At 68.8% G+C, this 21536-nt stretch carries 14 protein-coding genes; 8 read left to right on the plus strand and 6 right to left on the minus strand.

Annotated features, from left to right (window positions below):
- The first annotated feature begins 18 nt into the window (after nucleotides 1-18).
- Complete coding sequence (locus OG430_RS05930) at nucleotides 19-1986, plus strand: beta-galactosidase (RefSeq protein ID WP_327351354.1); 1968 nt, start codon at nucleotides 19-21, stop codon at nucleotides 1984-1986.
- Between the two features lie 55 nt (nucleotides 1987-2041).
- Nucleotides 2042-2746 (plus strand): glycoside hydrolase family 12 protein, encoded by a 705-nt coding sequence (locus OG430_RS05935; protein ID WP_327351355.1) that lies wholly within the window; start codon nucleotides 2042-2044, stop codon nucleotides 2744-2746.
- A gap of 34 nt (nucleotides 2747-2780) precedes the next feature.
- Here OG430_RS05935 and OG430_RS05940 read toward each other — a convergent pair whose 3' ends face one another.
- From OG430_RS05940 to OG430_RS05955, 4 genes are all read right to left on the minus strand, one after another.
- Complete coding sequence (locus OG430_RS05940; protein WP_327351356.1) at nucleotides 2781-3788, minus strand: LacI family DNA-binding transcriptional regulator; 1008 nt, start codon at nucleotides 3786-3788, stop codon at nucleotides 2781-2783.
- A 186-nt stretch (nucleotides 3789-3974) separates the two neighbouring features.
- Nucleotides 3975-5822 (minus strand): alpha-L-fucosidase, encoded by a 1848-nt coding sequence (locus OG430_RS05945; protein WP_327351357.1) that lies wholly within the window; start codon nucleotides 5820-5822, stop codon nucleotides 3975-3977.
- 146 nt (nucleotides 5823-5968) lie between these two features.
- Nucleotides 5969-7678, minus strand: coding sequence for a glycoside hydrolase family 6 protein (locus OG430_RS05950; protein WP_327351358.1), 1710 nt, complete (start codon nucleotides 7676-7678; stop codon nucleotides 5969-5971).
- 8 nt (nucleotides 7679-7686) lie between these two features.
- Nucleotides 7687-9153 carry a cellulase family glycosylhydrolase gene (locus OG430_RS05955; protein WP_327351359.1) on the minus strand — a complete coding sequence of 489 codons (1467 nt, stop codon included), beginning with the start codon at nucleotides 9151-9153 and terminating at the stop codon, nucleotides 7687-7689.
- 269 nt (nucleotides 9154-9422) lie between these two features.
- Between OG430_RS05955 and OG430_RS05960 the strand changes: the two genes are divergently transcribed.
- From OG430_RS05960 to OG430_RS05985, 6 genes are all read left to right on the plus strand, one after another.
- Complete coding sequence (locus OG430_RS05960) at nucleotides 9423-12338, plus strand: glycoside hydrolase family 48 protein (protein WP_327351360.1); 2916 nt, start codon at nucleotides 9423-9425, stop codon at nucleotides 12336-12338.
- 307 nt (nucleotides 12339-12645) lie between these two features.
- Nucleotides 12646-14286, plus strand: coding sequence for an amino acid adenylation domain-containing protein (locus OG430_RS05965; protein ID WP_327351361.1), 1641 nt, complete (start codon nucleotides 12646-12648; stop codon nucleotides 14284-14286).
- Nucleotides 14283-15599, plus strand: coding sequence for a hypothetical protein (locus tag OG430_RS05970; RefSeq protein WP_327351362.1), 1317 nt, complete (start codon nucleotides 14283-14285; stop codon nucleotides 15597-15599). Before OG430_RS05965 ends, OG430_RS05970 begins: the two co-directional genes overlap by 4 nt.
- A gap of 24 nt (nucleotides 15600-15623) precedes the next feature.
- The gene (locus tag OG430_RS05975; RefSeq protein WP_327351363.1) at nucleotides 15624-16391 is read left to right on the plus strand and encodes an enoyl-CoA hydratase-related protein; all 768 of its coding nucleotides are present in this window, start codon (nucleotides 15624-15626) and stop codon (nucleotides 16389-16391) included.
- 184 nt (nucleotides 16392-16575) lie between these two features.
- A complete protein-coding gene (locus OG430_RS05980) occupies nucleotides 16576-17535 on the plus strand; it encodes a pectate lyase family protein (RefSeq protein ID WP_327351364.1) in 960 nt (319 codons plus the stop codon).
- A gap of 147 nt (nucleotides 17536-17682) precedes the next feature.
- On the plus strand, nucleotides 17683-19764 hold the full coding sequence (locus OG430_RS05985) for a pectinesterase family protein (RefSeq protein ID WP_327351365.1): 2082 nt from the start codon (nucleotides 17683-17685) through the stop codon (nucleotides 19762-19764).
- A gap of 94 nt (nucleotides 19765-19858) precedes the next feature.
- On the opposite strand, the gene OG430_RS05990 is transcribed toward OG430_RS05985, so the two are convergent.
- Together OG430_RS05990 and OG430_RS05995 are read right to left on the minus strand one after the other, a co-directional pair.
- The gene (locus tag OG430_RS05990; RefSeq protein WP_327351366.1) at nucleotides 19859-20509 is read right to left on the minus strand and encodes a calcium-binding protein; all 651 of its coding nucleotides are present in this window, start codon (nucleotides 20507-20509) and stop codon (nucleotides 19859-19861) included.
- Between the two features lie 212 nt (nucleotides 20510-20721).
- Nucleotides 20722-21483, minus strand: coding sequence for a helix-turn-helix transcriptional regulator (locus tag OG430_RS05995; protein WP_327351367.1), 762 nt, complete (start codon nucleotides 21481-21483; stop codon nucleotides 20722-20724).
- Nucleotides 21484-21536: the final 53 nt, after the last annotated feature.

A 21536-nucleotide genomic window follows, 5' to 3' on the forward strand; every position in this document is an offset into this window, starting at 1 on the left:
AAGGAGTCGATCTCCGTCATGCCCGACCTCAACGACGTGACCCGTGGCCGCATCCTGTTCGGCGGCGACTACAACCCCGAGCAGTGGCCCGAGGAGGTGTGGCAGGACGACGTCCGCCTGATGAAGGCGGCCGGGGTCAACTCCGTCACCGTCGGCGTCTTCTCCTGGGCGAAGCTCGAACCCCGCCCGGGCGCAAGGGAGTTCGGCTGGCTGGACCGTCTCCTCGACCTGCTGCATCAGCACGGCATCGGTGTCGTCCTCGCCACGCCGACCGCGTCCCCGCCCCCGTGGCTCGGCCGGCTCCACCCCGACACGCTGCCCCGCGACGAGCACGGGCAGATCGTGTGGTGGGGCTCGCGCCAGCAGTTCTCCCACTCCAGCACCGTCTACCGGCACTACGCCGCCGCCCTCACCGAGGACCTGGCCGCCCGCTACGGCGAGCATCCCGCGCTCACCATGTGGCACATCAACAACGAGTACTGCACCTACGACTGGGGCGACGAGTCCGCGCGCGCCTTCCGCGCCTGGCTGCAGCGCCGGTACGAGACGCTCGACGCCCTCAACGAGGCCTGGGGAACAGCCTTCTGGAGCCAGCGCTACGACTCCTGGGCCGAAATCATCCCGCCGCGCCGGGCCCAGTATCTGAAGAACCCCACCCAGGTCCTGGACTTCAAGCGCTTCACGTCCGACGCCTTGCTCGAGTGCTATCTCGCCGAGCGCGACATCGTGACCCGGCACAGCCCGCACCTGCCGGTCACCACCAACTTCATGCCCCTGTGGACCGGCCAGGACGCCTGGGAGTGGGCCCAGCACGAGGACATCGTCTCCGTCGACATCTACCCGGACCCCAAGGATCCCCTCGCCGGCCAGTTCAACGCCATGATCGGCGACATGACCCGCTGCCAGGCGCACGGCCCCTGGATGGTGATGGAGCAGGCGGCGGGCCCGGTCAACTTCCGTGGCATCAACCACCCCAAGCCGCGCGGCCTGAACCGCCTCCTCTCCCTCCAGTCCGTGGCGCACGGCGCGGACGCGATCTGCTTCTTCCAGTGGCGCCAGTCCCGCCAGGGCGCGGAGAAGTTCCACTCCGGGATGGTGTCGCACGCGGGCGAGCACGGCCGCACCTACCAGGAGGTCAAGGAGCTCGGCGCCGACCTCGCCCGCCTCGGCCCCGCGGTCACGGGTACCCACACCCCCGCGCAGGTGGCGGTGGTGCACGACTGGGACTCCTGGTGGGCCGACCAGCAAGGCGGCCGGCTCTCCGACCAGGTCCGCTACGAAGAGCTGATCCGGGCCTGGCACCGCGCCCTGTGGGAGGCGGGCCTCGCCACCGATTTCGCCCGACCCGAGGGCGAGTTGGGCGCCTACCGGGTGGTCGTCGTACCGCATCTGTATCTGCTGACCGACGCGGCCGTCGAGAACCTTCTGGCGTACGTCGCCGACGGCGGGAGCCTCGTCTGCGGCTTCCACACCGGGGCCGCCGACGCGGACGACCGGGTCCGCGAGGGCGGCATGGACGGGCGGCTGCGTGAGCTGTTCGGGATCCGTACGGTCCACGAGTGGTGGCCCCTCGACCCGGGCGAGACGGTCGGCTGCGGAACCTTCCGCGGCACCCTGTGGTCGGAGGAGCTCGAGGCGGCCGAGGACGCCGAGGTCGTCGCCTCCTATGAGGGCGGCGAACTCGACGGGCTGCCCGCAGTGCTGCGCCGGGGGCAGGGCTGGTACATCTCCACACTCCCCGAGCCGGATGCGCTGCGCGAGCTGCTGACCACTGTGGCGAGGGAGGCAGGCGTACGTCCCGTGCTCGACGGTCTGCCTGCGGGCGTCGAGGCCGTCCGCCGCGGCGACCTGCTGTTCCTCCTCAACCACGGCCGCCTGCCGGTCGAGTTGGCCGTACCCGGAACGCACCGCGACCTCCTCGGCGGCGGCACGGTGGAGGGCTCGATCACCCTCGGCCGCTACGGCGTCGCGGTCCTCGCGCCCTGACAGACCCGCGTGCTCTTCCCGGGCACGCGACCACCCCCACGGAAAGGGACGAACCATGGCACCTCGCACCCTGCCCAGCCTCCTCCTGGCCCCCGCCCTGGCCTTCGGCGCGCTCCTCGGCCTCGCCTCGGCCCCCGCCCAGGCCGCCGTCTGGAGCTCCTGCGACCAGTGGGGCAGCACCAGCCTCGGCGGGTACACCCTCTACAACAACATCTGGGGCTCCGGCGCCGGCGCCCAGTGCGTCTGGGCCAACTCCGGTACCAACTGGGGCGTGTGGGCCGACCACCCGGCGACCAGCGGCATCAAGTCCTACCCCAACGCCAAGAAGGTGATCAACAAGCCGATCTCCTCGCTGGCCTCGCTCACCAGCAGCTACAACGTCTCCGTCCCGTCGGCGGGCGACTACAACACCTCGTACGACATCTGGGACACGGACTACGACTACGAGATCATGCTCTGGGTGAATTACCACGGGAACGTCGGCGCGCTCGGCTCCTTCCAGGGCAACGCCACGCTCGGCGGCCACACCTGGGCCGTCTACAAGGGCGACAACGGCGCCAACGAGGTCTTCTCGTTCCTGCGGACCTCCGACTCGTCCGCCGGCACGGTGAACATCCTGCCGATCCTCAAGTGGATCAAGGACACCAAGGGCTGGATGGGCAACGAGACCATCGGCGACGTGCAGTTCGGCTATGAGATCAGCGGGGCCCCGGGCGGGCTCGACTTCCGGACCGACAGCCTGACGGTGTCCTCCGGCTGAATCCCGGCACGAGAAGCGTGTGGGGCAGTGTGGGTCAGTGCGGGGCGGGACCCGTGCTGGCCCGCACGGTCAGTTCCGGGGCGAGCAGTTCCACGGCGTCGCTGCCGTGGCCCTCCAGCTTCGCGATGATCTGCTCGACGGCCTGCCGCCCCATCTCCTGCGCCGGAATGGACACCGACGTGAGCCGCACGGATGCTTGCAGCGCGACCTGGTCGGGGCAGATCGCGACCACCGAGACGTCCTCGGGGACGGCGCGGCCCTGCTGGCGCAGCAGGCCGAGCAGCGGCTCGACCGCCGACTCGTTCTGCACGACGAAGCCGGTGGTGCCGGGCCGCTCGTCGAAGATGCGGGCCAGGGTCGCGGCCATCGCGTCGTAGCCGCCGTCGCTCGGGCGGTGCAGCAGGCGCAGTTTCAGCTCGCGGGCGCGGTTGCGCAGCCCGTCCAGGGTGCGTTCGGCGAAGCCGGTGTGCCGCTCGTAGACGGCGGGGGCCTCACCGATGACAGCGATGTCACGGTGCCCGAGACCCGCCAGATGCTCGGCGCACAGCGCGCCGGTGGCCGTGAAGTCGAGGTCCACGCAGGTCAGCCCGGCCGTCTCGGCGGGCAGTCCGATGAGCACGGCGGGCCGGTCACTCGCGCGCAGCAGCGGCAGCCGCGCGTCGTCCAGCTCGACGTCCATCAGGATCATCGCGTCGGCGAGCCCGCTGCCGGTGACGCGGCGCACGGCGGGCGCGCCCTCCTCGCCGGTCAGCAGGAGCACGTCGTAGCCGTGGGTGCGGGCGGTGGTGGCGACGGCGATGGCGATCTCCATCATCACCGGTACGTACATGTCGGTGCGCAGCGGCATCATCAGGGCGATGACATTGGACTTGCTGCTGGCCAGAGCGCGGGCGCCCGCGTTGGGGTGGTAGCCGAGCTCCTGGATGCTGCGCTCGACGCGCTCGCGGGTGCCGAGCGAGATGGACCGCTTGCCGCTGAGGACGTAGCTCACCGTGCTCGCCGAGACTCCGGCGTGCTGGGCGACCTCGGCAAGGGTGACCATACGTTCTCCCGGACTGTGCGGCGCTCGACTGACGGGCTCGACCCTAGTCGGGCCCTTCCGCGGCTGTCCAGACTGTTGTCGAAGCGCTTCGACTCGCCCTCTGAAGAGGACGCCGTCATCGCAGGCCCAGCTGCGGATGACGCCCTGAGTCGAAGCGCTTCGAGCCTACATCTCGGCGCTGGCCTCTCAGCTTGCGTACAACTGCGTTGCGGGAACGATCTGTTGCTCCTGCCCGGGGCTCGACCAGAGCAGCTTCATATGGGCCTCGCCGGTGTTCTCCGCGTAGTCGATCCGGATGGAGTGGCGGGTGCCGGCCTTCAGCTGCACCTGCGCCTTGTCGATGCGCGGCTCGTGCGGAGTCCAGCTGTCGATGACGAGCTTGCCGTCGATCCAGACGCGTGCCACGTCGTCCGAGACGGTGGTGAGGGTGTACGTCTCCGAACGGCGAGGCTCGATCGTGCCGGTCCAGCGGATGCCGAACCGGTCCGCGGGGATGCTCGCATCGGGTGAACCGGAGTACTTCCAGGCGTGGTTGACGGTCGGGTCGGTGCGGGTGACCTTCGGGGTGCCGCTCAGCTCCGCGTTGTCGAAGATCTCCTGCTTCAGGCCCTTGCCGCGGCCGACCGGTGCGGTCGGGCCCGGGTCGACGGTCAGCTCGATGACGGTGGCGGTCGCGTTCGTCGCGGCCCCGGACGGCGTGAGGTCGTACCCGTCACCGGACTTGGCGACCGCCACGGACTGCGGGGAGCCGAGGACCCGCGCCGACGTCACCGCGAAGCCCGTACGCGCCTTCAGGTGCAGGGCGGTCCCGGCGGACGGCCACTGGGTGACCGCCGCGTAGAGCTTGTTGCCCTTGCGGCTGACCGCGCCCCAGGCCGGTTCCTCGACGAGTCCGCCGTAGCGGGCGCCGTACACGGCGTTGCCCTGGCCTGCCGTGCGCAGCCAGGTGCCCATCTCCTTGAGGCGGTCGACGGACGGGGTCGGGATGCGGCCGCGGGCGTCGGGGCCGACGTTGAGGAGGTAGTTGCCACTGCGGGACGTCGTGGCGAGGAGGTTGCGGACCAGGGTGGTGCTCGACTTCCAGTTCTGGTCGTAACGGGCGAAGCCCCAGTGCCCGTTGAGGGTCATGCAGGACTCCCACAGCTGCCCGTCCACGGGGGCGTCGGGGATCTCCTGCTCGGGGGTGCCGTAGTCGCCGTCGACGACGCGGCGCTTGCCGACGCGGTTGTTGATGACCAGATCGGGGTCGAGTCCTCGGAGGTACGACTCGAGGCGTTCGCCGTCCCGGGCGGTCCAGGGGTTGTTGGGCTTGTCGGTCGACCATTCGCCGTCGAACCAGAGCAGCGCCGGATCGTAGTTGTCGACCAGCTCCTTCAGCTGTGCGTACATCCTCTTCTCGTACGCGGGGAACGTGGCCGGATCCGGGAAGTCCGGGTCGTGCCAGTCCCAGATCGAGTAGTAGAAGCCCAGCTTGATGCCGGCCTCGTCGGTCGCCTTCTTGAGCTCGGCCAGGATGTCGCGGTTCTTGTCGAAGGCCGAATGGTCGCGCAGATTCCAGGAGTTGACCTTCGTCGGCCACATCGCATAGCCCTCGTGGTGCTTCGAGGTGATGACGATGTACTTCATCCCCGCGTCCTTGGCCGCCTTGACCACGGCCTTGGCGTCGAAGTCGGCCGGGTTGAAGGTGGCGGCCTGCTTCTCGTACTCGGCCTTCTGGATGTCGCACTGCCGCTGGATCCACTCCGCGTCGCGGCACACGGTCCCGTCGGGCCGCTGGTACTCGCCCTCCAGATTGGAGTAGGCGCCGAAGTGGATGAACATGCCGAACCGGTCCTGCCGGAACCAGCTGGTGCGGTCCGCGGTGAAGGGGTCGTCGAGGGCGTGGTCGGTGCCCGGCCCCTCCGCGGTCGCGGATGCAGGGGTCGGGGCGGGTGCCGCGGTGCCGGTGGGGACGGCCGTGGCCAGCAGGACTCCGGCCAGGAGGAGGGCTCTGCCTATGAGTTTGCGCCGGGTGCGGAGGGTCCTTGTGCGCATGGGGCGGCTCCTGAGTTCGTGGGGTCGCTCGGGAACGTAGAGATGAATACATCGGATGTCAACGGCTCCAACTCGCCAAGGCAGCCGCGATGTTGGAGGGACTGATACTTATCGATCCGATGTTTCCCGAGCGACCCCACCAACCGCTACAGCGCCGGGTGGGCGTTCTTCATGAGCTCCTGGAACTGGGCGGAGAACCACTTCCCGGAGAGCGGCGCGTCGGGCAGTGCGCCGGACATGTTGTTGTTGTTGCGCGGGTTGCCGGTGTACGTGGGGTCACACATCCGGTCGAAGCCCTTGCCCTCGTTGTTGGGGATCTCCTTGCTGGCGCCGTCGGACTCACCCGGCGGCTTCACCCACACATAGGCGTCGATGCCGGCCGCGGGCGCGGCCTGCGGGCGCTCGCCGAGGCCCGCACCGGACTGGTTGCACCAGTTGCCGACGTGGATGCGGCGGTCGATGCGGCCGCCCTCGATGTACGTGTCCACGCTGGTGCTCGCCCCGGGGCCGGTGGGCCGGGCGGTGCCGCCCCAGCCGTTGCGGGAGGTGTCGATCAGCATGCCGATGTTGCTGTCGAAGCCGACGGAGACCAGCTTGGTGCGGAAGGCCTGGGCGAAGGACTGCTCGTCGACGTACCGGTTCCAGTCGACCCACTTGGACTCGCGGACCGACTTGCCCGCCACGGTGTCGTTGATCGTGAAGTACTCCTCCTTCAGCGCGCTGTAGTTGGCGGTGTTGGTGATGAAGCCGTGGACGTCGGAGACGGTGGCGCCTTCGGCGGTCGCGGCCTGCTTCATGATGTCGGCGGAGGGCCCGAAGTTGTCGTCCCAGCCGAGCCAGCCGTGGTGGCCGGCGTCCACGTAGTTGTAGACGTTGGACACGTCACCGAGCTTGTTCAGGGCGTAGCCGACGCCCTTGACGTAGTTGCCGTTGGCCTTCATCACGTCGCACTGGGGGGTCGCGGTCGGGCGGCCGCCGGTGTTGGTGACGAGGTTGGGCAGCGAGTCGATCTCGACGGTCGTCACGATGCGCAGGCTCGCGTACTTGGGGTCGGCGAAGATCGCTGCGATCGGGTCGATGTACTGCGTCTTGTACTTGTCGATCTCCGTCGGGCCGAGTTCACCGTTGGAGGCGAGGGCGGAGCAGTCACGGCCGGGCAGGTTGTAGATGACGAACTGGACGACGAGTTCGCCGGAGCCCTTCTGCTTCAGGGCCTCGTCCAGGTGGTCGCGCAGGCCCATGCCGGTGCCCACACCCTCGATGGCGGCGATGCGGTCCAGCCACACGGCGGTGGACTGGTTCGCGATGCGGCTGCCGCCGGGTTCGGCGGCGGCGTTCGCCGACCACTCGGGGTTCACATAGCCCTTGGCACCCGCGTACGGATTGTCCACCCGGTCACCGGGATCCGGGTCCGGTGGGTCCGTGGGGCCGCCCGGATCCGCGTTGCAGGCGACGCCATTGAGCTTGAACACGGTGGGCAGCGCGTTGCTGCCGCTGTAGGAGGCGTTGAAGCCGAACGACGCCGAGGAGCCGGTGGAGAGCGACCCGTTGTAGGAGAGGCTCTTGGCGCTGACACCGCTGCCGCTCTGGGCGATCTCGGCGTTCCAGCCCTGGCTGACCTTCTGATTGCCGGCGAAGGACCAGGTCAGATCCCAACTATTCACCGCGTCACCGGTGTTGGTGACGGTGACCGCGGCGGTGAAGCCGGAGTCCCACTGGTTCTGCACCTTGTACTCGACCTTGCAGCCCGCGGCGGCTGCCGCGGCCCCGCGCTCCGGGGCGGTCATGGCGGTGGCGGTGGACGCGCTCGCCGCGATCAGTGCGGCGGCGGCCAGTAATGCCGTACGGGGTCTCATGGCGTTCCTCACTTTCCGTTCAGGGCGCGCAGCCGGTCGCGCAGCCCGATGCCGTATGCGGTGGGTGTGCCGTCGTAATTGCTGATCAGGGACGGTCCGGAGGAGCAGTCCCAGGTGTTCCAGGTCCAGCCCAGGTAGGACAGGTCCCGCTCGTCGAACCAGTTCATGACCCGGTCGACGAATCCGTGCGTGCAGGTGTTCTCGCCGATCTCGCCTGCCACCAGGGGGACTTCGGCGGCCACGGGGGCGAGCTGGGAGTTCCAGCAGCTCTCGCTGTTGCAGACGTTGAAGTTGTAGATGTGCCAGGCCGCGGCGACGTTCTCGAGCGGGTCGGTGGGGCGGTGCTGCAGCCACTGGCTCAGGTCGTTGGAGTACGCGATCCCGGGGATCAGGACGAGATTGCGCGCACCCGTGGCCCGTACGGTGTCGAGCAGGTCCTGCATGCCGGCGACCTCGTAGCCGATGCCGGGGCAGGTGCCGCCGTCCCGCCAGCAGGTCCAGGCCTCGGCCGCGGTGGAGGTGGCGCGGTCCGGGTAGGGCTCGTTGAACAGGTCGAAGACGACCGCCGGATCGCTCTTGAAGGTGTCGGCGACCGATGTCCAGAACGCGGGGGTGTGGCGCGCGTTGGGCATGGGCTTCTGACAGCTGGCATGGATGTCGGAGCAGCCCGCCGAGTTGCCGGTGTACTGGCCCCAGGACCAGTGCAGTTCGACGAGGGGCGTCATGCCGTGCGCCTCGACACGCTTGACGAGGTCCTTGATGGCGTTGACGTAGTTCGCCCCGGCGTACTCGGGTTTGATGTTGTCCAGGCCCAGCCAGCACTCCTCGTTCAGCGGGATCCGGACGGTGTTGGCCTTCCAGTCCGCGATCGCCTTGATCGCGGCGTCGTCGACCGGACCGTCGAAGATGCCGTAGCCCTGGACACACATGAACTCGGCCCCGGAGCGGTTGACTCCGAGCATGCGCCGGGTGGCGCCGGCGGCATCGACCAGCTTGTTTCCCTCGGCGTGCAGGGCGGGCGGGCCGGTGCCGGGGTCCGGCGGGTCGGTGGGTCCGCCCGGGTCGGTGTTGCAGGCGACGCCGTTCAGCGTGAAGCCGGACGGCTTCGCGTTGGTGCCGCCGTAAGAGGCGAGGAACCCTGTGGTGACACTGGCTCCGGTGCCGAGTGTCCCGTTCCAGTTCTCGTTGGCCGCGGTGACGGACTTGCCGGTCTGGGACCACTTGGCGTTCCAGCCCTGGGTCACCTTCTGGTCGCCGGGGAAGTCGAAGCCGAGCCGCCAACTGCTCAGCGCTGCGGCGTTGTTGGTGACGGTGACGCTGCCCTGGAATCCGGTGTCCCAGTCGCCTGTCACCGCATAGTCCACGGTGCAGGCAGGCTCGGCGGCGTCCGCCGTGACGAGGGGAGGGACCGCGGTCGCGAGGAGCGCGAAAGCGGCTGTGACGAGGAACGCAGGCAAGTGCGGGGGGTGTCGCATGAGCGACTCCTCACAGCTCTGTCGCGGCTGTGACAGCCGCGACGACTGATGGAATCGCTCCCACTGGTGCAGAGGAACGTAGCGCCAACTCAGTTCAATGAACAGAGTATTTCGGCCCGATTTCCCGCCACCTCCTGTCGAATGAGTTCGACTCTTCAAGGCTCTTGACCGTCGGATGCCCCAGTCTCACGATGGGAGCGCTCCCACTGGTTCAAGGCCTGTTGCTCCACCCCCCAACTCCCAAGAACCGCAAGGAGGAGCGAGCCCCCATGCCCTCACCACACAGACGCCGGGTCCGGCGTCGCTTATGGACCGCACTGGCAGCCGTGCTCGCGCTGCCGCTGGCCACCCTGGCAGTCGTCGAAGCGCCCGCCCAGGCGGCGGACATCGCCTGCAGCGTCGACTACAAGACCAATGACTGGGGTTCGGGCTTCACCGCCGACCTCACGCTCACCAACCGCTCGTCCGCCGCGGTCGACGGCTGGACACTCACGTACGCCTACCAAGGCGATCAGAAGCTCAGCAACGGCTGGAACGGCACCTGGTCCCAGTCCGGCAAGAACGTCACGGTCAAGAACGCCGACTGGAACAAGCAGATCGCCGCGGGCGCCGCCGTGACCACCGGCGCCCAGTTCACCTACAGCGGCACCAACACCGCACCCACGTCCTTCGCCGTCAACGGAACTCCCTGCACCGGCGCCCACAAGGCACCGGTCACCGTGCTGACCAGCCCCGCGCCGGGCGCCGTGTTCACCGCGGGCGACGCGGTACCGATGGCCGCGAGCGCGGCGGCCGCCGACGGAGCGGACATCACGAAGGTCGAGTTCTACCGCGACACCCAGCTCCTCGGCACGGACACCAGCGCGCCGTACACCCTGAACGCCGAGGGTCTGGCCGCGGGCGACCACTCGCTGTACGCGAAGGCCTACGACAGCCTGGGTGCCTCCGCGGAGTCCTCGCCCGTCGGCATCAAGATCGCCTCCGGGCCGGCACTGGTCGCCTCGCCGGCCCAACTCGGCGTACGGCAGGGCGCGTCCGGCACTTTCGACGTGAAGCTGTCGACCCAGCCGGCCTCGAACGTGACGGTCTCGGTGGCCCGCACCTCGGGCAACACGGGCCTGACGGTCAGCGGCGGCGCCTCGCTCACCTTCACCTCGGCGAACTGGAACACCGCCCAGAAGGTGACAGTCGCGGCCGATGACACCGGCACGGGTTCGGCCGTCTTCGCGGCGAGCGCGCCCGGCCACGCCAAGGCAGAGGTCACCGTCACACAGCTGGCCAAGTCGAAGGCGTACGACGCACGCTTCCTGGACCTCTACGGGAAGATCACCAATCCGGCGAGCGGCTACTTCTCGCCCGAGGGCATTCCCTACCACTCGGTGGAGACGCTGATCGTCGAGGCCCCGGATCACGGGCACGAGACGACGTCGGAGGCGTACAGCTATCTGATCTGGCTGCAGGCCATGTACGGGAAGGTCACCGGGGACTGGACGCGGTTCAACAACTCCTGGGAGACCATGGAGAAATTCATGATCCCCACGCATGCGGACCAGCCGACCAACTCGTTCTACAACGCGTCCAAGCCCGCCACGTACGCACCCGAGCACGATCTGCCGTCGGAGTATCCGGCGAAGCTCGACTCCTCGGTCACGGCCGGATCCGATCCGCTGGCCGCCGAACTGAAGAGCGCGTACGGCACGGACGACATCTACGGCATGCACTGGCTGCAGGACGTGGACAACGTCTACGGCTACGGCAATGAGCCGGGCAAGTGCTCGGCCGGACCGTCCGCAACCGGCCCCTCGTACATCAACACCTTCCAGCGCGGGCCGCAGGAATCCGTGTGGGAGACCGTCCCCCACCCGACGTGCGACAACTTCACGTACGGCGGGAAGAACGGCTATCTGGACCTGTTCACCGGCGATGCCTCCTACGCCAAGCAGTGGAAGTTCACCGACGCGCCCGACGCCGACGCCCGCGCCGTGCAGGCCGCCTACTGGGCGGACGTGTGGGCCAAGGAGCAGGGCAAGGGGTCGGCCGTCTCGGCGACCGTCGGCAAGGCCGCGAAGATGGGCGACTATCTGCGGTACGCCATGTTCGACAAGTACTTCAAGAAGGTCGGCAACTGCGTGGGGCCCGCCACCTGCCCGGCCGGCACCGGCAAGGACAGCTCGCACTACCTGATGTCCTGGTACTACGCCTGGGGCGGCGCCACCGACACCTCGGCCGGCTGGGCCTGGCGGATCGGCTCCAGCCACGCGCACGGCGGCTACCAGAACCCCCTCGCCGCCTACGCCCTCAGCTCGTACGCGGACCTGAAGCCCAAGTCGGCGACCGGGTCCCAGGACTGGGCCAAGTCCCTCGACCGGCAGCTGGAGTTCTACCGCTGGCTGCAGTCCGACGAGGGTGCCATCGCGGGCGGCGCGACCAACAGCGTCCAGGGCCGGTACGCGAGTCCGCCGGCCGGTACGTCGACCTTCTACGGGATGCCGTACGACGAGAAGCCCGTCTACCACGACCCGCCGTCCAACCAGTGGTTCGGCTTCCAGGCCTGGTCCATGGAACGGGTCGCCGAGTACTACCACCAGAGCGGCGACGCGGAGGCGAAGGCCGTCCTCGACAAGTGGGTCGACTGGGCGCTGTCCAAGACCACCGTCAATCCGGACGGCACGTACCGGATCCCCGCCACCCTCCAGTGGGCGGGCAAGCCCGACACCTGGAACCCGTCAACTCCCGGTTCCAATACGGGACTTCACGTCACGGTCGCCGACTACACCGACGACGTGGGCGTGGCCGCGGCGTACGCCAAGACCCTGACGTACTACGCCGCCAAGTCCGGTGACGCCGAGGCCAAGTCGACGGCCAAGGCGCTGCTCGACGGCATGTGGCAGCACCATCAGGACCCGCTCGGCATCTCCGTGCCGGAGACGCGGGCCGACTACAACCGGTTCGACGACCCGGTGTACGTGCCGGGAGGCTGGACCGGCTCGATGCCCAACGGAGACGCGGTCAACGCGAGTTCGAGCTTCGCCTCCATCCGCACCTTCTACGAGGACGACCCCGCCTGGCCGAAGGTCGAGGCCTATCTGCAGGGCGGCGCCGCGCCGGTCTTCACATACCACCGGTTCTGGGCCCAGGCCGACATCGCACTGGCCATGGGCTCGTACGCGGAGCTCTTGGAGTAGCCCCCGCCGCTCCGCGTACCGGCCGGGCAGCCCTCTCCTCCCTGGGGGCTGCCCGGCTCTTCCCCGTGCCTGCCGCCGAGCACGTACGTCTCCCCACCTCTGGTCGCCGCCGGACGGCACGGAAGTTGCCGCCGTTTCTTACCGCGCCACATGTGGCTCGTTTCGCATCAACTCATGGCCGATCCCGCCTACTTGATGGTTCAACGGATCGAGCTAGAGTCTCGGTCCGAAAGACCGCAAGGCGTTCGATATACCGACCGATCTCGCCCTGATCCGTCATGCGAAACAGCCAGGAGGTCTCCCCCGCATGCTTCCGCTCTCTTCTGCGCGTCCGTTTCCGGCTGCACGTCCGCTCCCCCGCCTCACCTCCACCACACCCCTGCTCCACGGTCTGAGCCCGCACGACCGCCGCCTCTTCGCCGCGTTCGGGCAGGGACCGGCCGCCCCCTTGCCGCACACCCTCGTCCACCACGCCGTCGAACGCTGGGCGACCGCCACTCCGCACGCCGTCGCCGCCGAGCACGAGGGGGCCCGCATCACCTACGGCGCGCTGGACCGGATGGCCGACCAACTCGCCGCCAGGCTGGTGCGGTTGGGCGTGCGTCCCGGTGACCGGGTCGGCCTGTTCGTACGCAGATCGATCCCGATGCTCGTCGGGCTGCTCGGCACGCTCAAGGCGGGTGCCGCCTACGTCCCGCAGGACATCGGGCTGACCCCGGCGGCCCAGCTGCGCCACGTCGTCGGGGCCGCGGGGATCCGGGTCGTCCTCACCCAGGGCCGGTACGCGCACCGGGTGCCGACCTCCGACGGGCTCGTACGGATCTCCGTGGACGACGTGGACGAGCTCCCGGCGCAGCGGCCCGGCCGCCCCTCGCACCGCCTGCCCCATCCCACCGCTGCGACCTGGGAGGCCGGGCCCGCGCGCGAGACCCGACCGGACGACGGCTGCTACGTCCTGTTCACCTCCGGCACCACCGGCACTCCCAACGGCGTCACCGTCACCCACCGCAATGTCTGCAACCTCCTGCTCACGACGCCGGGCAACCTCGGCATCGGCCCGGGGCAACGGGTGGCCCAACTCCTCAACATCGCCTTCGACATGGCGGCCTGGGAGATCCTCGGCTGCCTGACCGGTGGCGGCACCCTGGTCATCCGCGGCAAGGACATCGCGCAGACCGCACGGGCGGCCGACGTCCTGATCGCCACGCCCACCGTGCTCGCCGGGATCGACCCGGCGGCCTGCCCGAAGGTGAAGACCGTGGCCGTCGCCGGCGAGCCCTGCCCCCGGCCGCTGGCCGACCTCTGGGCCCGGTCCCGCACCTTCTACAACTGCTGCGGCCCGACGGAGACCACGATCGTCAACACCATGCAGCGCCATCGCCTCGACGCGGCCCGGCTCACCATCGGCCGGCCCACTCCCAACAACACCGTCTACGTCCTCGACGAGGACCGCCGCCCGGTCCCCATCGGCGAGAGCGGCGAGATGTGGGCGGGCGGCGACGGCATCTCCGCCGGATACCTCGGCAACCCGGCGCTCACCGACGAGAGGTACGCGCCCGACCCGTTCCTCGGCGGCAGCCGCCGGATGTTCCGCACCCGTGACCTGGGCCGGTGGACCCCGGACGGCGAGCTCGAGCACCTTGGCCGGACCGACGACCAGGTGAAGGTGCGCGGCTTCCGGGTGGAGCTCGACTCGGTCTCCGCGGTCCTGGAGTCCCTGCCCGGCTGCGCCCGCGCCGTCACCCTCAGACGGGACGCCCGCGACCTCGTCTCGTTCGTCTGCCCACAGGACGTCGACCCCGAGGCGGCCCGCAGCGCCGTCGCCGAGGCACTCCCCTATTACTGCGTGCCCGCGGCCGTGCTGCCGCTCGCGTCGCTGCCCGAGACCGACCGGGGCAAGACCGACAAGCGGGCGCTGCTCCGTCTCGCCGCCGGGGTCGGCCGATGACCACGTCGCCGTCCGTACGGCGGCCGCTTCCCCAAGAGACCACCCCCGCCCCGAAGTTCGGCGACGGCGTCCGACTGCCGCCGCTCACGTCCTGGCCCCGGCGCACCCTCAAGCACCCGCGGCTGATGCACTACAACCGGCTCGCGGCCGGTGTCCTTGCCGCCAACCTCGTCTTCCTCGCCGGCGCCGGAGGCCTCCCGGACCCGCGGACGCTCGGGTACGCCGCCCTGGCGAACCTCGCGCTCGCCGTCGTCGTACGCCAGCAGTACGTCATCAACTCCTTCTTCCGCCTGGCTACTTGGGCCCCGGTCAGCTGGCCGCTGAAGGTGCGCTGGACGCTGGGGAAGGTGTACCACTTCGGCGGCCTGCACGTGGGCGGCGCACTGGCTGGCACCCTCTGGTTCCTCGCCCTGACCGCGTCCCTGACGACTGCGGCCGACACCTCGGCGGGGCTCCTCGCCGTGTCGTACGCGCTCATCGCTCTGCTCACCGGCATCGTGGCCACCGCACTGCCGCCCTTCCGGTCCCGCTTCCACGACCATTTCGAGAAGATCCATCGCTTCGGCGGCTGGGCGGCGCTGCTGCTCTTCTGGGCCCATACCCTGCTGCTCGCCCGCGGCCCCGGCGAGGCAGGCATCTGGATCCTCGCCCTGGTCACGTTCAGCGTCGCCCTGCCCTGGCTGCGGCTGCGCAAGGTCGACGTGGCGATCGAGCGCCCGTCCTCGCATGTCGCCCTGGCCCGCTTCGACCACGGCGTGACGCCCTTCGCCGGGTCCTCCACGGCGATCAGCCGGTCCCCGCTCAAGGAGTGGCACTCCTTCGCCAATGTGCCCTCGCCCGGCCGGCCGGGCTTCCGGCTGACGATCTCCCGGGCCGGGGACTGGACCGGGTCCTTCATCGATGACGTCCCGTCCCGCGTCTGGGTCAAGGGCATCACCACGGCCGGGGTCGCCAATATCGAGACGCTCTTCAGCAAGGTGATCTACGTGGCCACCGGCAGCGGCATCGGACCGTGTCTGCCCCACCTCCTGGCCGCCGAGGTGCCCTCCCGCCTCGTGTGGGCGACGCGCGACCCACGCAAGACCTACGGCGACCAGCTGGTCGACGAAATCCTCGCGGTCCAGCCGGACGCGGTCGTCTGGGACACCGGCAAGGACGGCAAGCCCGACATGGTGCGCCTCGCGTACGCCGCCTACCGGGAGTTCGGGGCCGAGGCGGTCATCTGCATCTCCAACAAGAAGCTCACCTGGCAGGTGGTGCACGGCCTGGAGCGGCGCGGCATCCCTGCGTACGGCGCGATCTGGGACTCGTAACCCTCCTCACCGGAAGGCACCTTCATGAATCTGAAGATCGACCGTGCTGGCCGCGTGGTCACCGTACGTCTGCACCGCCCGGCCGTCCTCAACGCGCTCAGCCATGCCCTCATGACCGAACTCCTGGACGCACTGCGGCCGTTGGACCGCGATCCGGACGTCGGCTGCTTCGTCGTCACCGGCTCATCCGAACGGGTCTTCGCGGCGGGCGCCGACATCAAGGAGATGGCCGGCAAGAGCGCCGCCGAGATGGCCGCCGAGGACTACTTCTCGGGCTGGGAGGAGTTCGCCGCCTTCCGCACGCCGAAGATCGCGGCCGTCAACGGCTTTGCGTTGGGCGGTGGTTGTGAACTGGCGATGATGTGCGACTTCATCATCGCGGGCGAGTCCGCGGTCTTCGGGCAGCCCGAGATCAAGCTGGGCGTGATCCCCGGCATCGGCGGCACCCAGCGGCTGACCAGGCTGGTCGGCAGGTCCAAGGCGATGGACCTCGTCCTGACCGGCCGCACCATGGACGCCGCGGAGGCCGAGCGCGCAGGGCTCGTCGCCCGGGTCGTTCCCGACGACCGGGTGATCGAGGAGGCGACGGCCGCGGCGGCGGCCGTCGCCTCGTACGGCCGGGCCGCGGTGACGGCGGCTCGGGAGACGGTGGACCGCGCACTGGAGACCGGCCTGCGGGACGGGATCCTCTTCGAACGGCGCGTGTTCCACGCCCTGTTCGCGACGGAGGACCAGAGCGAGGGCATGAGCGCGTTCCTGGGGAAGCGGCCGCCCCGGTTCACGGGCAGGTAAGTGCGGTGCCGCTGACGGCAGTTGGCTGGATGTGGTCCGTGGGGAGCGTTGACGCGGAAGCGCTTCACCTCTACGTTCCGTTCAGAAACATGAACAGCTGAGAGCTCACATGTCTTCAGCGCTCAGTATTCAGAACGACGTTCTGCTACCTGAACGCTTCGTGGATACCTGAAGGGACCCCCGCATGCGCACCCGCCCCCACACCCTCGCCATCGGCGCGGCCGCCTCGCTCGTGGCCGCGCTCGCCGTCGCTCTCCCGCAGTCCGCACAGGCCGCCGACACCTCCCCGGTCGGCTTCGGCGCCGGCACCACCGGCGGCGGCAACGCCACCCCCGTGACCGTGACCACCCTCGCCGCCTTCAAGACCGCCGTCACCGGCAGCAGCGCCAAGGTCGTCAAGGTCAACGGTCTCCTTTCGCTGTCCGGGCAGGTGGACATCGGCTCCAACACCACGGTCCTGGGGGTCGGTTCGGCCTCCGGATTCACCGGCGGCGGCCTGCGCATCAAGGAGGCCACCAACGTCGTCGTGCGGAATCTGAACATCAGCAAGCCACTCGCGCCCGCCGACGGCATCACCGTGCAGGAGTCCACCAAGGTGTGGATCGACCACAACTCGTTCTCCGCCGACCGCAGCCACGACAAGGACTACTACGACGGTCTGCTCGACGTCACGCACGCCTCGGACAACGTCACGGTGTCCTGGAACACCTTCAAGGACCACTTCAAGGGCTCCCTGGTCGGCCACAGCGACAACAACGCGGGCGAGGACACCGGGCACCTGAAGGTGACGTACCACCACAACCACTTCAGCAACGTCTACTCGCGCATCCCCAGCCTCCGCTTCGGCACCGGGCACTTCTACGACAACTACGTCCAGGGCGCCGACACGGCCGTGCACTCCCGGATGGGCGCACAGATGCTCGTCGAGAACAACGTCTTCGCCTCCACCAAGGTCGCCGTGACGACGAGCCGCAGCAGCGACGTCGACGGGTACGCGAACTTGCGGGGCAATGAACTCGGGGGTGCGGCGATCGAGATCAGCCGCCAGGGCTCCTTCACGACGCCGCCGTACGCCTACACCGCCGAGCCTGCCTCTTCCGTGGTGGCTTCGGTGACGTCCGGCGCGGGCGCCGGGAAGCTCTGACGCTCCGCGGGGAGGTGGGTTCTTCATCCGCGGGCCGGCGGGGGCTGGTCGCGCAGTTCCCCGCGCCCCTGCGGGGCGCGGCAACCTCCCTGGGCTGTGCGGCCACTTCCCTACGCCCCCCCACCCGCAGCGAGACGGAAGTCAGGCATGACGGAACAACACGACAGCAATCGCCCCCACCAGCCCGGCACGCATCGCAGGCGCAGAGTCGGCGTCCTCGTGGGTGCGCCCACCGCGCTGGCCCTCGCCGTGGGGCTCGCCTACGGCGGATCCTTCGGCCTGTTCGGCGCGGACGCCCCGGACCGGGCCTCGGCCGCCGAGGCGCCGAAGTGGGCCGCCGATACCGCGGACGGCTTCGCCTCGGTCAACGCCCTTGGCCAGAAGGGCACTTACGGGGGCAGGGACGGCAAGACCGTCACGGTCAAGACGCTCGCCGACCTGGAGAAGTACGCGACCGCCAGTGAGCCGTACGTCATCGTCGTCGCCGGGACGATCGCCATGGACCCCAAGGGGAAGGAGATCAAGGTCGCCTCGGACAAGACGATCGTGGGCTCCGGCACCGCAGGGCATATCGTCGGCGGCGGCTTCTTCCTCGGCCAGGGCGTGCACAACGTGATCATCAGGAATCTGACGATCCGGGACGCGTACATGGGCACCTGGAACGACAAGGAACACGACTTCGACGCCATCCAGATGGACGGCGCGCACCACGTCTGGATCGATCACAACGACCTGCGGAACATGGCCGACGGCCTCATCGACAGCCGCAAGGACACCACCTATCTGACGGTGTCCTGGAACAAGCTGAGTCACGACAACAAGGCCTTCGGCATCGGCTGGACCGAGAACACCACCGCCGACCTCACGATCCACCACAACTGGATCCGCGAGACCGAGCAGCGCAACCCGTCCACCGACAACGTGGCCCACGCGCACCTCTACAACAACTACCTGCAGGACGACGCGGGCACGGACATCACGTCCTCGTACGGCAACTACGCGCGCGGCAACACCAGGATGGTCCTGGAGAACAGCTACTTCCAGGGGGTGAACAACCCCGTCACCAAGGACGCCACCGCGGCCCTGGTGCAGCGCGGCAACGTCTTCTCCGGCACCAGCGGCCGCAACGAGAGCGGCGGCACGGCGTTCGACCCGAAGACGTACTACAGCTACACGCTCGACAAGGCGGCAGACGTTCCGGCGCTGCTCAAGTCCGGTGCCGGGCCGCGCACTTCACTCGGCACGACGACGACAGCGAGCGCTGAAGCCGCCACCACCCTCACGGTGGCCAAGGACGGCTCCGGCCAGTACGCCACCGTGCAGAAGGCCGTCGACGCGGTCCCGGCCGGCAACGCCTCCCGGGTCCTGATCCAGGTCAAGCCGGGAACGTACCGCGAGACCGTCAAGGTCCCCGCGAACAAGCCACACGTCACGATCCAGGGCACGGGCGGCAGCCGCAAGGACACGGTCATCGTCGAGGGCCACGCCGCCGGCATGCAGAAGCCGGACGGCTCCGGCACCTACGGCACGTCCGGCAGCGCGACCGTCGCCGTCGAGGCCGACGACTTCCAGGCCCGCAACCTCACCATCAGCAACGACTTCGACGAGAAGGCGAACCAGAGCCTCAGCGGTCACCAGGCCGTGGCCCTGCGCACCGCCGCCGACAAGGTCTTCCTCGACGGCATCATCGTCAGCGGCGACCAGGACACCCTGCTCCTTGACAGCGCTGCCAAGGGCGCGGTGGGCCGCGTCTACGTCCGCAAGTCGTACGTCGTCGGCAACACCGACTTCGTCTTCGGCCGGGCCACCGCCGTCCTCGACCAATCGGTGCTGACCCTGAAGAAGCGCTGGGACGGCACCTCGCAGGGCTATGTCACGGCCCCCTCGACGGTCGCCGGCGGCAAGGGGTTCCTGATCGCCAACTCCGTCGTCAACGGCGATGTGTCCGCCCGCAGCTTCTACCTCGGCCGCCCCTGGCACGCGGGCGGCGACGCCACGCTCGACCCGCAGACGATCGTCCGCAACACCGAACTGAGCGTCGCGATAAAGGCCGCACCGTGGACGGACATGGGCGGCTTCTCCTGGAAGGACGACCGCTTCGCCGAGCACGCCAACACCGGTGCCGGTTCCGGGTCTTCGAGCTCCGACCGACCTCAGCTGACGGCTCAGCAGGCCGCGGGGTACGAGGTCGCCGACTGGCTCGGGGGATGGACGCCTTCGGCCTCCTGACCAACCGTCCCCGACCGCAGGAACGGGCTCCGCTCCCTCAGGCGAGGGGGCGAAGCCCGTGAGCAGTACGGCCCCCTCGTGGGAGGGCCTTGGGTCACCGGAGCTCGCAGCCGACCCTGTAGTCGCTCTTGTGCAGGAAGCGATTCACATCAACCACGCAGAGGTCCCGGTCGTGCCCGCCGCTGACAAAGTCAGTGAATGCCCTATCGCGCGAGTACAACTTGTCGTCCCCCGCCCAGCCGTACAGCTGGTCGCGGGTCCGGTGGTCGCCGGTGGCGGCATTGAGAATGTCGTTTCCGGCGCCGCCTTTCAGGATGTCCTTTCCGCTGCCCCCGATCAGGGTGTCGTTGCCCCAGTTCGCCGTCCAATTGTGGCCGTCGCCGCCGTCCAGGGCGTCATTCCCGGAGTCTCCGTAGAGTCGGTCATTCCCGCTGAATCCGCGCAGCTTGTCGTCGCCCGCACCCCCGTGGAGGGCGTCGTTGCCCGCGTTGCCGGCTATGAGGTCATTTCCATTGCCGCCGTAGATGGTGTCGCGCCCGGCGCCACCGCAGATGACGTCGTTGCCACCTAAACCGAAGATCCGGTCGTCGCCGCCCAGACCGACAATGACATCCCGGCCCTGCGTGCCCACCAGGAAGTCGGGGCCCGGGGTTCCCACCTTGGTGGCCCTGAAGCCGTAGCACCGCTGGGCTTCGGGCCCGGCGGTCTCGGCAGCTTGAACAGGGGCGGCGGTGATGAGGAGCACTCCTCCGACGGTCGCGATCAGGATCCTCGTACGCGATGTCGTGACCAAGGAACCTGTTCGTCGGCCGGTGATCGCCCGCAATAGCTTTCGCATGTCCAGTCCTCTGATGGAGTCGGATGTTCCGACACCCACCGTGTTCCTGGGCCGGCGTGACCACCATTCGCCTTTCCTCGTATGTAACCGGCCCCAAATCCAGGCGTACTGTCGAACCGTCAGGCTCGCCAGGAGCAGATCGTCTGCGGTGCCGGAAAGATCCTTGCGACCGCAGCGGTACGGCTGGAGACGTCCAGCTTGTGGAATATGTTCTCGAGATGCTTGCGCACAGTGCCCGTTGAGACGACCAGTTGTCCTGCGATCGCCGCGTTGCTCAGCCCGTTGGCCACGGCACGCATGACGTCGAGCTCACGGGGCGTCAGCCGCACGGGTTGTTGGCGCCGAAGGGCGGCGTCCCGGTAGATGGCTATGAGGTGCGGTCGCAGGAGATCCAGGGTGAGCCGTTCTCGGTCGTTGTACGGGCGTGCGCCCTCGCGCTCGAAGATGAACACCCGCGTACGGCCAGGAGCGGTGGGCAGATTTGCGGTCATGATCGAAGCGCAAGGGCTCAGGAAGTTGCTGTAGAGGCCCGTGCTCCGCAGCTCCCTGACGGTCATGAAGTCCGCCATCTGAACGACGGGCATGTTCCCGGCGGACCGCTCCCCTTGGAGGCACATCGTGTACTCGTGCCTCCACTTCCAGTAGGCATCCGGGTCGTGCCCGGATTCGAGGAACGGGTTTCCCTCTTCCTGGTACGTCAACTCCCGCCGTGTCGGGATATCCAGCTCGCAGAACGCTGCCTGGTCGCACGGAATGAGCCGGCGCAGCCCACTCAGGAGGACACGCGGCGGGACATCGCCGGAGGCATCGTGTCGGGCGTCGTCGATGACATCGAGCATCGCGCGGAGGTGCCGATTCGTGATCGAGTGGCCGCTGCTCATGAGGGCCCCCTCCGGGAGTGGCCGTGTGTTGAGCCTAGGCGCCTTCCCGGACC

Source organism: Streptomyces sp. NBC_01304, assembly GCF_035975855.1.
Classification (GTDB): Bacteria; Actinomycetota; Actinomycetes; order Streptomycetales; family Streptomycetaceae; genus Streptomyces.